At 66.8% G+C, this 14,080-nt stretch carries 13 protein-coding genes; 8 read left to right on the top strand and 5 right to left on the bottom strand.

All coding sequences use genetic code 11. From position 1 onward, the window contains the following. Positions 1 to 10: 10 nt before the first annotated feature. From F6W70_RS08255 to F6W70_RS08235, 5 genes are read left to right on the top strand one after another with little or no spacing between them, the layout of a single operon-like run. Positions 11 to 1,687: a DUF885 domain-containing protein gene (locus F6W70_RS08255; protein WP_017830606.1), complete on the top strand. Its 1,677-nt coding sequence runs from the start codon at positions 11 to 13 to the stop codon at positions 1,685 to 1,687. A gap of 54 nt (positions 1,688 to 1,741) precedes the next feature. Next, positions 1,742 to 2,776, top strand: a complete 1,035-nt coding sequence (locus tag F6W70_RS08250; RefSeq protein ID WP_151486363.1) for an LLM class flavin-dependent oxidoreductase — start codon at positions 1,742 to 1,744, stop codon at positions 2,774 to 2,776. 47 nt (positions 2,777 to 2,823) lie between these two features. Further along, a complete protein-coding gene (locus tag F6W70_RS08245; protein WP_151486362.1) occupies positions 2,824 to 4,176 on the top strand; it encodes an MFS transporter in 1,353 nt (450 codons plus the stop codon). Between the two features lie 34 nt (positions 4,177 to 4,210). Beyond that, positions 4,211 to 4,966 carry an SGNH/GDSL hydrolase family protein gene (locus F6W70_RS08240; RefSeq protein WP_200935131.1) on the top strand — a complete coding sequence of 252 codons (756 nt, stop codon included), beginning with the start codon at positions 4,211 to 4,213 and terminating at the stop codon, positions 4,964 to 4,966. Between the two features lie 31 nt (positions 4,967 to 4,997). Further along, entirely contained in the window at positions 4,998 to 5,744 is a 747-nt protein-coding gene (locus F6W70_RS08235; RefSeq protein ID WP_151486361.1) for a formylglycine-generating enzyme family protein, read from the top strand. 89 nt (positions 5,745 to 5,833) lie between these two features. Here F6W70_RS08235 and F6W70_RS08230 read toward each other — a convergent pair whose 3' ends face one another. Both F6W70_RS08230 and F6W70_RS08225 read right to left on the bottom strand, forming a co-directional pair. Beyond that, positions 5,834 to 7,159, bottom strand: a complete 1,326-nt coding sequence (locus tag F6W70_RS08230; RefSeq protein ID WP_151486360.1) for an MFS transporter — start codon at positions 7,157 to 7,159, stop codon at positions 5,834 to 5,836. A 152-nt stretch (positions 7,160 to 7,311) separates the two neighbouring features. Beyond that, the gene (locus F6W70_RS08225) at positions 7,312 to 7,845 is read right to left on the bottom strand and encodes an AAA family ATPase (RefSeq protein WP_151486359.1); all 534 of its coding nucleotides are present in this window, start codon (positions 7,843 to 7,845) and stop codon (positions 7,312 to 7,314) included. Between the two features lie 381 nt (positions 7,846 to 8,226). On the opposite strand from F6W70_RS08225, the gene F6W70_RS17790 reads away from it, so the two are divergent. Further along, the gene (locus F6W70_RS17790) at positions 8,227 to 8,688 is read left to right on the top strand and encodes a peptidoglycan recognition protein family protein (protein WP_170287870.1); all 462 of its coding nucleotides are present in this window, start codon (positions 8,227 to 8,229) and stop codon (positions 8,686 to 8,688) included. A gap of 81 nt (positions 8,689 to 8,769) precedes the next feature. Next, on the top strand, positions 8,770 to 9,615 hold the full coding sequence (locus F6W70_RS08215; RefSeq protein WP_151486357.1) for a class I SAM-dependent methyltransferase: 846 nt from the start codon (positions 8,770 to 8,772) through the stop codon (positions 9,613 to 9,615). A 61-nt stretch (positions 9,616 to 9,676) separates the two neighbouring features. Here F6W70_RS08215 and F6W70_RS08210 read toward each other — a convergent pair whose 3' ends face one another. Beyond that, positions 9,677 to 12,034, bottom strand: a complete 2,358-nt coding sequence (locus F6W70_RS08210) for an ATP-binding cassette domain-containing protein (RefSeq protein WP_151486356.1) — start codon at positions 12,032 to 12,034, stop codon at positions 9,677 to 9,679. A gap of 29 nt (positions 12,035 to 12,063) precedes the next feature. After that, positions 12,064 to 12,474: a VOC family protein gene (locus F6W70_RS08205; protein ID WP_055869160.1), complete on the bottom strand. Its 411-nt coding sequence runs from the start codon at positions 12,472 to 12,474 to the stop codon at positions 12,064 to 12,066. A gap of 65 nt (positions 12,475 to 12,539) precedes the next feature. Between F6W70_RS08205 and F6W70_RS08200 the strand changes: the two genes are divergently transcribed. Then, the gene (locus tag F6W70_RS08200; RefSeq protein WP_017830619.1) at positions 12,540 to 13,136 is read left to right on the top strand and encodes an HdeD family acid-resistance protein; all 597 of its coding nucleotides are present in this window, start codon (positions 12,540 to 12,542) and stop codon (positions 13,134 to 13,136) included. Positions 13,137 to 13,206: 70 nt separating this feature from the next. Here F6W70_RS08200 and F6W70_RS08195 read toward each other — a convergent pair whose 3' ends face one another. Beyond that, positions 13,207 to 13,971 carry an SDR family oxidoreductase gene (locus F6W70_RS08195; RefSeq protein WP_055872535.1) on the bottom strand — a complete coding sequence of 255 codons (765 nt, stop codon included), beginning with the start codon at positions 13,969 to 13,971 and terminating at the stop codon, positions 13,207 to 13,209. Between the last annotated feature and the right edge of the window lie 109 nt (positions 13,972 to 14,080).

Genomic DNA, 14,080 nt, shown 5'->3' with positions numbered 1-14,080 from the left:
GCTGACAGCTATGACTTCAGCTCCCCGAACCCCCTCCGCCATCGACGCCGTCGCCGATGAATGGGTCGACACGATCGCGGTCCTGGCGCCCACGCTCGGGACGTATATCGGCCGCGATGAGGTGAACGACCGTTTCGGTGACCTGAGCCCGGCGGGGCACGAGGAGATCGCCGCGGCGACCCGCGCGACGCTCGACAAGCTCTCCGCACTCGAGCCGGTCGATGCGATCGACGAGGTCACCAAGACCGACCTCGGAGCCGAGCTGCGTCTCGACCTCGAGCTGCACGACGCGAAGTGGCATCTGCGGGACCTCAACGTCATCGCCTCGGCCGCACAGGATGTGCGCGCGGCGTTCGATCTGATGCCGACCGCGACCGTCGAGAACTGGGATGTGATCGCGACGAGGCTCGCCGCGGTCCCCGAGGCACTGCGCGGCTACGTCGAGACCCTGCGTACCGGGATCGCCGAGGGAGTGACGCCTGCGCGACGCCAGGTCGTCGAGGTCGCGACGCAGATCGACCGCTACACGGCCGATGACGGCTTCTTCGCCGCCTTCGTGGCCGATGCCGATCCCGATGAGGGGCAGCTGCCCGCTTCGCTCGCGCGCAGCCTCGCCGACAACTCCGCTGCCGCACGTGTCGCTTACGACGAGCTTCGTCGCTTCCTCGTGGAAGAGCTCGCTCCCGCGACGGGCGAGGTCGACGCGGTCGGACGCGACCTGTATGCGCTCAACTCCCGTCGCTTCCTCGGGGCGACGATCGACCTCGACGAGACGTACGAGTGGGGGCGCGAGGAGCTCGCGCGCATGGTGGCCGAGCAGACCGCGATCGCGAACGAGATCCTGCCCGGTGCGTCCGTGGAAGAGGCCGTCGCCCATCTCGAGGCGGATCCCGCCCGCAAGCTCGTCGGCACCGACGCGCTCCAGAGGTGGATGCAGGAGACGAGCGACCGCGCAGTCGCCGAGCTCGGCGCCTCGCACTTCGACATTCCAGAGGCCATCCGCACTCTCGAGTGCATGATCGCCCCCACGCAGGAGGGCGGCATCTACTACACCGGGCCGACGGATGACTTCTCCCGTCCCGGCCGCATGTGGTGGTCGGTCCCCGAGGGCGTGACCGAGTTCGACACCTGGCGCGAGCTGACCACGGTGTTCCATGAGGGCGTGCCGGGACACCACCTCCAGATCGCCCAGGCCGTGTACAACCGGGCCGAGCTCAACTCCTGGCGCCGTCTGCTCGCCGGCACCTCGGGTCATGCCGAGGGCTGGGCTCTGTATGCCGAGCGTCTGATGGAGCAGCTGGGCTACCTCGACGATCCCGCCGACCGTCTCGGCATGCTCGACGGACAGCGCATGCGGGCTGCCCGCGTGGTGCTCGACATCGGCGTGCACCTGGGCAAGCCTCGACTCGACGGCACGGGTGTCTGGGACGCCGAGTACGCACTGGACTTCATGCGCCGGAACGTGAACATGTCCGATCAGTTCGTGCAGTTCGAGGTGAATCGCTACCTGGGCTGGCCTGGTCAGGCGCCGTCCTACAAGGTCGGTCAGCGTATCTGGGAACAGGTCCGTGACGGCGTCCGCGCAGCCGAAGGCGATGCGTTCTCGTTCAAGGACTTCCACAAGCGTGCACTCGACATGGGTGGTGTCGGCCTCGACACGCTTCGCAGCGCTTTGCTTCCGCGCTGACGGGAATGCGGTCCGGCCGAGGCGTGTTCATTCATCTGAATAGGAAGGGATGACATGGGCATCGAATTCGGGTTGGACACGTTCGGCGACATCACCAGGAACGCGGACGGAGAGCTCCTCACCGGCGCGCAGACGATCCGCAACATCGTCGCGCAGGCAGAGCTGGCCGATACGGTCGGTGTGGACTTCTTCGGGGTGGGGGAGCACCACCGCGCGGAGTTCGCGGTCTCTGCCCCGGAGATGGTGCTGGCCGCTATCGCGGCCCGCACCAAGCACATCCGTTTGGGCACGGCGGTGACGGTGCTCTCGTCCGACGACCCTGTGCGCGTTTTCGAGCGGTTCTCGACGTTGGATGCCCTCTCGAACGGTCGTGCCGAGGTGGTTCTCGGCCGCGGCTCCTTCATCGAGTCGTTCCCGTTGTTCGGCTATGACCTCCGTGACTACGACGCACTCTTCGAGCAGAAGCTCGAGCTGTTCGTCGAGCTCCTCAAGGAGGAGCCGGTGACGTGGTCGGGCACCATGCGCGCTTCGCTCGAGAACGCGAACGTGTTCCCGAAGACCGAGAAGGGTCTGCGCACCTGGGTCGGTGTGGGGGGCAGCCCTGAGTCGGTCGTCCGTGTCGCACGCCATGGCCTCGGCCTGATGCTCGCGATCATCGGGGGATCAGCGGAGCGGTTCAAGCCCTTCGTCGACCTGTACCACCGCTCCGTGGCCTCCTTCGGCACGACGTCGCACCCCGTCTCGGTGCATTCGCCCGGCCATATCGCCGAGACGGATGCGGAGGCCTGGGACGCCGCCTACTCCGGTTTCGAGGCCATGAACAACACGATCGGACGTGAGCGCGGATGGCCGGCATACAGCCGTGCGCGCTTCCAGAACGACATCGGTCCTGAAGGAGCGATCTACGCGGGCTCGCCGGATCGCGTCGCGGCGAAGATCGCCGACACGATCACGACGCTGGGACTCGGCCGGTTCGACTTGAAGTACGCCACAGGCACCCTGTCGCACGAGTCGATGATGCGCAGCATCGAGCTGTACGGCACCGAGGTGATCCCGCGGGTGAAGCGGATCCTCGACGCTCAGGACTGACGTCATCGGGCGCGGGACGTCGGGCGCTCGGCTCTACGATGAAGAGCATGGCCAACACCGCCTTGCCGAGCCGCTCATCTTTGGCCGAGCGCCTGGACGTCCTGCCGTTCACCCGTCGCCACCTGCGTCTCCTGACGGGTTCGGGGCTCGGCTGGGCTTTGGACGCGATGGATGTCGGTCTGATCTCCTTCATCCTCGCCGCGCTCACGCAGCAGTGGGGGCTGACGAAGGGCGAGGCCGGTTGGATCGCCTCGGTCGGGTTCATCGGCATGGCCATCGGCGCGACGCTCGGTGGCCTGCTGGCGGATCGTTTCGGACGACGGCAGGTGTTCGCGCTCACGCTGCTCGTATACGGCATCGCGACCGGTGCCAGCGCGCTCGTCGGAGGTCTCGCGGCACTGCTCCTTCTCCGCTTCCTGGTCGGTCTCGGTCTCGGCGCCGAGCTCCCGGTCGCATCGACGTATGTGAGCGAGTTCGCTCCGGCCCGGATCCGTGGCCGGCTGATCGTGGTGCTGGAGGCCTTCTGGGCACTCGGATGGACCGCGGCCGCCGTGATCGGCTTCCTCGTCATACCGGCCTCCGATGACGGGTGGCGCTGGGCCTTCGCGCTCGGCGCGATCCCTGCCGTGTACGCACTCTTCGTGCGGTGGCGGATGCCGGAATCGCCCCGCTGGCTCGCCTCGCGAGGACGCATCGCGGAAGCAGACCGCATCGTCTCGGCGTTCGAGGCCGATGCCGGGGTGGGCGGTGCCCCCGCTATCCGCAAGGAGCCGGCATCACGTGCGATCGCGGTCACCGCACGCGCGCGGCTGGCAACGCTCTGGAACCCGGAGTTCCGAGTGCGCACACTGTGCCTGTGGATGGTGTGGTTGGGCGTGAACTTCGCCTACTACGGGGCGTTCATCTGGATACCGAGCATCCTCGTGGATGCCGGGTTCGATCTGGTGCGTTCGTTCGGTTTCACCCTCATCATCACGCTGGCCCAGCTGCCGGGCTATGCGGTCGCGGCGTGGCTGATCGAGGTGTGGGGGCGTCGGCTGACGCTGTCGGTGTTCCTGCTCGGTTCTGCGGTGTCTGCAGTGGTCTTCGGCACAGCGACGACCGAGGGCGCCATCATCGCCGCGGGCATGGCTCTGTCGTTCTTCAACCTGGGCGCCTGGGGAGCCCTGTACGCAGTGACCCCCGAGATCTATCCCACCTCCCTGCGGGGAACGGGCGCCGGTTGGGCGGCAGGAGTGGGTCGCATCGCATCGATCGTGGCGCCGCTCTCCGTTCCGGTGCTGCTGCTCGCCGGTGGAGCGCCGCTGCTGTTCGCGGTGTTCGGGGTGTGCTTCCTCGGTGCTGCGGCCGCAGCATGGGGGCTCGTCGACCGCGGCGGGCAGGCGCTCGACGATCGTTGACGCCTGCTCTCGTCTGCCGCAATAGGCTGGGACGATGGCAGATGTGCGGTTCGTGGCGATCGGTGATTCCTTTACCGAGGGGGTCGGTGATGTCCTCCCGGATGGGCGTGAGCGCGGCTGGGCGGATCTCGCTGCTCAAGGGTGGGCGGACGCTGCTGGGCACTCGATCCAGTACGCCAACCTCGCGATCAGAGGCAAGCTCGCCTGGCCGATCGTCGAGCAGCAGCTCGAGCCCGCGCTCGCGCTGAGGCCGACACATCTCTCCTTCAACGGCGGAGGCAACGACATGCTTCGCCCACGCACCGATGTCGAGCACATCGCCGATGCGTTCAGCCGCGTGCTGCGCCGGTGCGACGAGGAGGGGGTGACCATGATCCTGCTCTCCGGGGCGAACCCGAGTGGACAGCTTCCGATGGGATCCCTCGTTCAACGGCGCGGAGATCTCCTCTCTGATGCCGTGCTTCGACGGATCGAAGAGCGCCCCGATGTGGTCCGTGCATTCAACTGGCCGGATCGTGAGCTCTCCCGTGGCGCCTACTGGGCGGACGACCGGCTGCACATGAACGCGGCGGGCCATCACCGTGTGGCGGCTCGGGTGCTGCATGCTCTCGGCTTCGAGCCGCCGGAGACTTGGTGGGCGCCGAGCGATCGCCTCGGTGCGGGGCCGTCGGGGCTCGCCTACTATCGGGAGTTCGTGGGCCCCTGGGTCCGTCGGCGCGTGACCCGCACATCCTCCGGCGACGGTCGCACGGCCAAGTTCCCGTCCTGGGTAGAGCGAGTGCCCTCGTGAATCGAGTCCGACGCTCGGACGCGGGGGACCGGTGAGCGCCTTCGAGTTCGCCCGCATCCCCGCCGGCGTGCTGACACTGCGGGACGCACGCCGCGAGGAGCAGCGCGTGGTCACGCTGGAGCCCTTCGAGATCGGCGTGTATCCGGTGACGGAGGAGCAGCTCGCAGAGGTGCTCGGCATCCCGGTGCGCCACCCTCGTCGCCCCGCATCCGACCTCAGCTGGCTGCGCGCCATCCACTTCTGCAACGCCGCATCCGAGTGGGAGGGCCTGGATCGGGTCTACCTGTTCGATGGTGAGGACGTCTCCTGGGACACGACCGCAGACGGGTACCGGTTGCCCACCGAAGCGGAGTGGGAGTTCGCGTGCCGGGCCGGTTCCACCGGACCGCACTATGCGCCTCTGGCCGACGCCGCGTGGACGAGCGCGGACGGCGTCTCGTCGCCGCAGAACATCGGCGGCAAACTGCCGAACCTCCACGGTCTCTTCGACACGCTCGGCAACGTCTGGGAATGGTGCTGGGACCTGTTGGACCCCGCCCGCTACGACGACTACCGCGTGTTCCGTGGCGGCGGGTTCGCCGACGACGCCTGGAGCGTGCGGGCATCTGTCCGCCGTGGGGGAGCACCGCGCATCCATCATGAGGATGTCGGTCTCCGACTGGCTCGGGGTGCGTTCGACACGGTCGACCGTGCACAGGGCTGGTCCGCACAGGTCGACCGAGAGCGAGCCGCGCAGGAGGGGCCGCTTCCCTCCGGCTGGACCTCGCGCGGTCCTTGATCTCACCGTCGTCAGCGCCGCCGTGACCGCACCGGACTCCGCCCGCCGATTTCGAGCCACGCAGCGGGAAACGCTGTGCGGATTGAGGTTCAGCGCCGCCGTTCGGGATCCAGACCCATGCGGATTCGCGTCCGCTTGCGTTCGATGAGGATGAACACGGTGCCGATGATCCAGAGGGGGATCGGCATGAGGAACGCGATCCGGAAGGCATCCAGCGAATAGGTCTCGGGAGTGCCGGCGCCCTGGAGGTCGAGGGCGAGTCCGATCAGGAAGATGGCGATGAGTGCGGCGATGAAGCCGCCGGCGTTCGTCACCCCCGTTGCCGTGCTGAGCCTGTGGGACGGGTTGTGCGTCCGCGCGTGGTCGAAGGCGATCATCGATGCGGGTCCGCCGGTCGCGAGCGCGATGGCCAGCACGTACAGGAGCCAGATCGGTGCGGTGCCTGGCAGGGCGATGACGGCTATCCAGGCGACCATCTGCACTCCGACGGCGGGGAGCACGAGAGCGAGGGATCGGTGATTCGGCAGACGGCGGGAGAGATCGCCGATGATCGGCCCGAGAAGCATGCCTGCAATGACATATACCGAGATGATGCCGGCGGCGTGCGCGGTATCGAGTCCCTCCGCAGCGGTGAGGAACGGCATACCCCAGAGGAGGACGAACGCGGTGCCTGCGAACGGCGTGGTGAAGTGAGACCAGAACGCGAGACGGGTTCCCGGGTGCGCCCACGCTGCGCGTATGCCGACGCCGGTATCTATCGCGGAGGTGACGACGCGGATGACGCCGGTATCGGTGTCCACGGTCACGTCGGCACCGCGCTCTGCGGGATGGTTGCGGATGACCAGGGCGACGAGGATGGTGAAGAGCACGCCGAGGCCGGCGATGCTGCCGAAGGTGATGCTCCAGCTGGTGGCGTGCAGGAGCGCAGCGACGGGAACCAGCGCGATCAGCTGGCCGGTCTGGCCGATGATGCCGGTGAACTGGACCATGATCGGCCCTCGTTGCGCAGGAAACCAGGTCGCCACCAGACGCAGGACGGCGGGGAAGATCGCGGCGTCGCCTGCGCCGAGCAGCACGCGTGCGAAGATCGCGATGCCGATGCTGGGGGAGAGCGCCATGGTCAGCTGACCCGCGGCCATGAGCAACATGCCGATCGTCATGATCGGACGCGACCCGAAGCGATCCAGCAGAATGCCGACGGGAATCTGCATGCCGCCGTAGACGGCGAGCTGCACCACGGCGAACAGCGCCAGCGTCGACGCATCCGCTTGAAACCGGTCCGCCGCTTCGACACCGACGGCCCCGAGGGATGTGCGGTTCGTGATCGCGAGCACATATGCCGCGACCCCGACAGACCAGATCAGCCATGCTCGCCACCCCGGTGTCGAGACGGGGGAGTGGGAGACCTGCTGCACCCCTCAACGCTACTCCTCCGGGCACGTGGCAGACGATCGGTGATGAGCGCAAGGACATGCTCGTCTACAGCCAGCTGCGACCGCGCTAGCGCAGGAGGGCGGACTTGTCGATCTCGACCTCCTCCGCCACCCGGTGATCGTGCGTGGCGCAGTCACATGCGCATGCCGCCGCCGAGGTCTTCCACGATGATTGTCACGAGTTCTGCGGTAGTCGTCTCCGGTCCGACCCGTCGCTCATCGAACCAGGGGAGTGGTTGCCACCCGTCGTGCCATTCGCGGATCCTGTCCTCACCGAAGTCGTTCGCGAGAGGCCTCCCCGCGTGGCGCCGGACCGTCTCGTCGAGACCGACGTCGAACTGGTAGATGCACGTCGTCCCGCGGTGGTCGCGATATAAGCTCTCGAAGACGTCGGAGTAATCGCGCAGATTGAAGACGCCATCGAGAATCACGTCGTATCCGAGGTCGAGTGCCTGTCTGGCAGCGCCGACGATCAGGACGCTCGCATCCCTGGACCGCCTCAGCCGATCGGGGTCGTGCAGCAGCTCCCGGCGAAAGTGATCCTGCGAGATGAGAGCCACCCGCTCACCGAGCTTCGGCCGCAGCGCCGTCGCCGTCGTCGTCTTGCCCGACGCCGCATCGCCGCGCAAGATGACGAGACGGGTGGAGTCACTGCCGGTGTCAGCCATCGAACCATTCTCGCAACCCGCGGCGGGCAGTTCGGTGATCATCACGCCTGGTGACGGCTGGCCGTGTTGAATGGGCAGATGCCGCACTCTCACCCGCCCGAGCCTGCTGTGCGCCCGGAGGCGCATACCCGAAGGCGGTTTCTCATCGCTGCCGGCGCGGGGGCGGCCGTGACCGCAGTGGGGATCTGGCTCACCACGACTGCTGAGGGCCCCGACGATGCGACGCCGGCAGTGGACCCGGACAATCCGCGAGGGCTTCCGGAGTACGACCCTGTCTACGAGCGCGCGGTTCGCGGCCTCGAGGCGCCTCTCGGGTTCACGGACTGTGCGAATCCCACGAACCGGGCCAACCGCGACACCGCGGGAAGCGACGGCCACGTGGTGAGACCGGTCATCGACCGGTTCATCATCCACCACACGGGGACGACGGCGGACCAATTGGACTTCCTGTCCCGCTGCAACAAGCGATCATCAGCACCGACCTTCTACCTACGAAACGATGGTTCCGTCATCGAGTTGATTCGTCCGTCCGCGAAACCGTCCACAACCGGCGCTGACTGGAACTGGCGGTCCGTCGCGGTGGAGACTCTCAACGCCAGCGGGGCACCTGAGTACGCGGTGACGGAGGCGCAACTCGAAGAACTCGCGCAGATGATCGCGTGGCTTGCGACCTTCGACGGCAAGAGTCTGGACGGCGTGCCGGTGTCGTTCACGATCGACCGAGCCCACGTCATCTCTCACCGCGAAACGTGGTCGGGGACCGAATGCCCCGGTCCCTATCTGCAATCCCGTCTCGACGACATCGTGGTCCGCGCACGGCAGATCTTCGGCGATCGGGGATAGGTGGGTTTTCCGCTTGCTGACATAATGTGCATTATCGGATATTGCTCCTCGCCGGAATGCGGCACTCGATAGGCTCGCACCGTGAATGGAAGCAATGTCGACATCGACTGGGAATCTGCACGGCGGGCGAACCAGGCGAACTGGGAAGATCGCGTTCCTGTGCACGAGGAAGCGTACGGACTCGAAGCGTTCGACGATCCGGATCATCTGAGTGATGTCGTTCGCGACGATCTCGCCGCGATGTCTGCATTCCTTCCGTCGGGCGGTCTGTCCGGACTCGACCTGTGCCACCTGCAGTGCCACATCGGCACCGACACCGTCTCGCTGGCTCGCGCCGGCGCGAGGGTGACGGGCGTCGACTTCGCGCCGTCGGCGCTTCACACAGCCAGTCAGCTCACGACGCGTCTGGGGGTCGAGGCCACGTGGGTGGAGACCGATGTCCTCGATGCGCGGGCCGCCGTCGTCGGCGACTTCGACGTCGTCTACACGAGTATCGGGACGATCACCTGGCTCGACGACCTTGACCGGTGGGCCGCCCAGATCGTCGCGCTGTTGCGCCCCGGCGGCATGTTCTTCATCCGCGACGGCCATCCCGCCCTCTACGCGTTGGATGAGGATGCCGTGGGCCTGACCACGCGGTATCCGTATTTCGCGACCGGGCATGCGCAGCAGTGGGATGACGACTCCACTTATGCCGGCGACGGTCGTATCTCCCACGCGCGCACCTACGAGTGGCCCCACTCGTTGTCCGAGATCCTCGGCGCGCTGCTGCGCGCAGGTCTACGCCTCTTGCACTTCGACGAGGGCCGGACCCTGCCATGGCAGTTCAGCGACCGCATGGTCGAGGTCGCCGGCGGCTATGCCTGGCCCGAGGCCGAACGCGATCTGATGCCGTGCACCTACACGATCATCGCCCGGCGGGACTGAGTCGACTTCCCCGAGGGTCCGAGCATCGGGGGCGCCTCAGGTGAGGCGCCCCCGACTCCTCTCAGCCGCCGACGTAGGCTGCGAGGTGCTCCCCCGTCAACGTCGATTTTTGGGATACCAAATCTGTCGGTGTTCCCTCGAAGACGACCTTGCCGCCGTCATGACCGGCTCCGGGCCCGATGTCGATGATCCAATCCGCGTGCGCCATGACCGCCTGATGGTGCTCGATCACGATCACGGTCTTCCCGGCGTCGACGAGTCGATCCAGGAGGCCGAGGATCTTGTCGACATCCGCCAGGTGAAGGCCCGTGGTGGGCTCGTCGAGCACGTACACGTCCCCCTTCTCCCCCATCTGGATCGCCAGCTTGATGCGCTGACGTTCGCCACCCGACAGCGTGGACAGCGGCTGTCCAAGCGAGAGATAACCGAGCCCCACGTCTTCCAACCGGCCGAGGATGGCCGCGGCCGCGGGCAGCTTGGCCTCTCCCTCACTGAAGAACACCCGGGCCTCGGAGACCGGGAGGTCGAGAACCTCGGTGATGTCCTTGCCCGCGAGCTTGTACTCGAGCACGCCGACCTGGAAGCGCTTGCCTCCGCAGTCTTCGCACGGCGTCTCGATGGTGTCCATGAAGCCGAGCTCGGTGATGATGACGCCCGCACCCTTGCATGAGGGGCAGGCGCCCTCGGAGTTCGCGCTGAACAGAGCGGGCTTGACGCCGTTGGCCTTCGCGAACGCCTTGCGGATCGGCTCGAGAAGCCCCGTGTAGGTCGCGGGGTTGCTGCGGCGGGACCCCTTGATCGCCGCCTGATCGATCGACACGACACCGTCGCGGTTCGAGACCGATCCGTGGATGAGCGAACTCTTGCCGGAGCCAGCCACTCCCGTCACGACCGTGAGCACGCCGGTCGGGATGTCGACATCGACGGCCTGCAGGTTGTTCGCGGTCGCCCCTCGCACCTCGATGGCTCCCGTGCCCGAGCGCACCGCATCCTTCAACTGTGCCCTGTCGTCGAGATGCTCGCCGGTCTTCGTGCCGCTCGCCTTCAGCCCCTCGACCGTGCCCTCGAAGCAGATCTCGCCACCGGCGTTTCCCGCACCAGGCCCCAGGTCGACCACGTGGTCGCCGATCACGATGGTTTCGGGCTTGTGTTCCACGACCAGCACGGTGTTGCCCTTGTCGCGCAGCTGGAGCAGGAGCCCGTTCATGCGCTGGATGTCGTGCGGGTGCAGGCCGATCGTCGGCTCGTCGAAGACGTAGGTGATGTCGGTGAGCGAAGAGCCGAGGTGCCGGAGCATCTTGATGCGCTGCGCCTCTCCCCCGGACAGCGTGCCGGAGGGTCGTTCCAGACTGAGGTAACCGAGCCCCAGCGTGACGAAGGCGTCGAGGTTGGCGCTGAGCGCCTGCAGCAGCGGGACCGCTTCGGGAAGATCGAGTCCTCGCACCCAGTCGGCCAGATCCGTGACCTGCATGCGGCAGGCGTCGGCGATGCTCACCCCCTCGATCTTCGAGGAGCGCGCACCTTCGGTCAGGCGGGTGCCGTCGCACTCCGGGCAGACCGCGAAGGTGGCGACACGCTCGACGAAGGCACGGACGTGTGGCTGCAGCGCATCGAGGTCTTTCGACAGCATCGACTTGGTGATCTTCGGGATGAGACCCTCATAGGTCATGTTGATCCCGGAGATCTTCACCTTCGTGACCTCGCCGTAGAGGAAGAGGTGACGCTGCTTCTCGGTGAACTGCGAGATCGGCTTGTCGCCCGGATAGAACCCCGACTGGGAGAAACCCTTCACCATCCATCCGTCGGCGGTGTAGCCGGGCACCATGATGGCACCTTCGTCGAGAGACTTCGTCTCATCGACGATCTGGGCGAGGTCGATATCGGATACCGCTCCCCTGCCTTCGCAGCGTGGGCACATGCCGCCGAGATAGATCGCGTCCTTCACGATCTTCTTCGCCCCTCCCGGGCCGGTCATCACGCCGCTGGCCTTCTGCGTCGGGATGTTGAACGAGAATGCCGTCGGCCCGCCGATGTAGGGCTGTCCGAGCTTGCTGAACAGGATGCGCAGCATCGCGTTCGCGTCGGTCACGGTGCCGACGGTCGATCGCGGGTTCGCGCCGAGGCGTTCCTGGTCGACGATGATCGCCGTCGTCAGTCCCTCGAGCACGTCGACGTCGGGTCGTGGAACCGAGGGCATGAAGCCTTGGACGAAGGCACTGTAGGTCTCGTCGATCATGCGCCGCGACTCGGCAGCGATCGTGTCGAAGACGAGCGAGCTCTTCCCCGAACCGGACACGCCGGTGAACACGGTGAGGCGGCGCTTCGGGATGTCGACGCTGACGTCCTTCAGATTGTTCTCGCGCGCGCCCTGCACGCGGATCAGGTCGTGGGTGTCGGCGGGGTGCTCGTCCGTTGTCATCGGCGTCCTTCCTGTGGTCGGTGGAGAGATCAGGCGGCTTGGTTAATACGGAGCAGATTGCCTGCGGGGTCGCGGAAGGCGCAGTCGCGAACCCCGTAGGGCTGGTCGATCGGCTCCTGGACGACGTCGGCGCCGCGCTCGACGAGGCGTTCGAACAGCGCGTCGACGTCGTCGCTGGCCAGTGTCAGCGCCGCGTAGCTGCCCTTCGCGATGAGCTCGAGGATCGTCTGGCGCTCGACGTCGGTGATACCGGGGTCGGTCGCCGGCGGATGCAGCACGATCGACGTCTCGGGCTGGCCGGGCGGGCCGACCGTGAGCCACCTCAGCCCGTCGTAGCCGACGTCGTTGCGAACCTCGAAGCCGAGGGCGTCGCGGTAGAAACCGAGCGCCGCTTCGGCGTCGGTGTGCGGAAGGAATGCGTAATGGATGCGGATGTTCATGGTGTTCACGATAGGTGCGCGTCGGTGCGCGGCGCTTCTCGATTTCTCAGAAAGGGCTCCCCACCATGTCTGAACCACTCACGGAGGCCAAGTCTCTGTTCAAGTCGATCCGGGTCACGCTGGCGGTCGCCGGCGTCATCGCGCTGATCGCCGGAATCGTCCTCCTCGTCTGGCCCATCAAGTCCGCGGTCATCGTGACGGCGATCTTCGCGTCGTACCTGGTCGTCGCCGGTCTCGTGTACGTCGGGCTCGGCATCTTCTCGAGCGCGAAGGGAGGATGGGCCCGCGTAGGCCACATCGTCCTCGGACTGCTGTACATCGCAGCCGGTGTCATCGCGTTCTTCAACCTGAACGCCGCCGCAGCCACGCTCGCGTTCGTCGTCGTGATCTTCATCGGCGTCAGCTGGATCGTCGACGGGATCGTCGCCCTCACGCTGCTCGGCAGCGACGGGTCGCGGGTCTGGACCGTCCTCTACGCGATCCTCAGCATCGTCGCCGGAATCATCGTCCTGTTCTCGCCGCTGATCGCCGGCTTCGCGTTCTGGCTCCTGTTGGGCATCTCGCTGGTCGTGCTCGGCATCGTTCAGATCGTGCGTGCCATCACGCTCGGTCGGGACGCGAAGGAGTTCGTGTCCGCCGTCCAGGGCGGAGCGGCGAGCTGACGCTCATCGCCTGAAACACGATCGGCCCCGTCCTGCATGATGCAGGACGGGGCCGATTCTCTGTGTCGTACTACTCGGCCGCGAAGGCGCTCACGTCACCCACGAGGCGCGTGTTGTCCGCGGGCACGGGGTCGACGGCTGCCTTGGCGACCTCTGCCGCGAACTCCGAAACGTTGTAGAGCTTGCCCGCCGATTCCCGGCGCTCCGCGATCGCTCCCGGGTTCGCCCGCTCCAGCAGCGTCGCGGTGATCGTCCCCTCGATCATGTCGCCGGAGACGACCGTGAACCCGATCCCCTTCGCGGCCAGGCCGGGGATGAGCTCGCGCAGCGCGTCTTCTCCTGCGCGCTTGGAGAGTGCCACCGGCTCGTACTCCGGCATGGTCGGCGTGGTCCGGATGAAGTGGGCCTGGTGGCTGGTGACGAACACCACGCGCGCGCCTTCGCCGAGCAGGGGCGTCGCCGCGTTCAGGACGTTGAGCTGGGCGTCGCGGTTCAAGGTGAGTGCGTAGTCCTCGGCCATGCCGGACTCCATGCCGCCGGACGCGTTGAGCACGAGCACGTCGAGGCGCCCGTACTCGGCACGGATGGCGTCGAACATCTCGGCGACGGACTCGGGGTCGGTCAGGTCGGCACCGACGACGAGCGCACGACGACCGAGCTCGCGCAGCTGTGCGGCCAGCTTCTCGGCACGCGGTGCCTTGTTGCGGAAGTTGATGACGACGTCGGCACCGGCCTCGGCGAGGTAGCGCACGGTGTCGGCGCCGATGCCCCGCGATGAACCGGTGACAAGGGCGACCTTGCCGTCAAGGGATCCTGCGGGAAGAACGTCGGTCACGGTGACTCCTCATGATGCGTGAAAAAGCCGTGATCGCACGGCCCTCACACACTACCAAGCGCGCGCTGTGGCACCCGGATCCGCGGACGCCCGCGTGATACGTTGACCA

The organism is Microbacterium maritypicum, from assembly GCF_008868125.1.
Classification (GTDB): Bacteria; Actinomycetota; Actinomycetes; order Actinomycetales; family Microbacteriaceae; genus Microbacterium; species Microbacterium maritypicum.
Note: the sequence above shows the minus strand (reverse complement) of the source record. Positions and strands in the feature narration are given on the sequence as shown.

Coding starts and splice junctions, on each gene's coding strand:
- F6W70_RS08250 (WP_151486363.1), top strand. CDS start 1,742: ATGGGCATCGAATTCGGGTTGGACACGTTCGGCGACATCACCAGGAAC.
- F6W70_RS08225 (WP_151486359.1), bottom strand. CDS start 7,845: ATGGCTGACACCGGCAGTGACTCCACCCGTCTCGTCATCTTGCGCGGC.
- F6W70_RS08255 (WP_017830606.1), top strand. CDS start 11: ATGACTTCAGCTCCCCGAACCCCCTCCGCCATCGACGCCGTCGCCGAT.
- F6W70_RS08240 (WP_200935131.1), top strand. CDS start 4,211: ATGGCAGATGTGCGGTTCGTGGCGATCGGTGATTCCTTTACCGAGGGG.
- F6W70_RS08200 (WP_017830619.1), top strand. CDS start 12,540: ATGTCTGAACCACTCACGGAGGCCAAGTCTCTGTTCAAGTCGATCCGG.
- F6W70_RS08210 (WP_151486356.1), bottom strand. CDS start 12,034: ATGACAACGGACGAGCACCCCGCCGACACCCACGACCTGATCCGCGTG.
- F6W70_RS08205 (WP_055869160.1), bottom strand. CDS start 12,474: ATGAACATCCGCATCCATTACGCATTCCTTCCGCACACCGACGCCGAA.
- F6W70_RS08245 (WP_151486362.1), top strand. CDS start 2,824: ATGGCCAACACCGCCTTGCCGAGCCGCTCATCTTTGGCCGAGCGCCTG.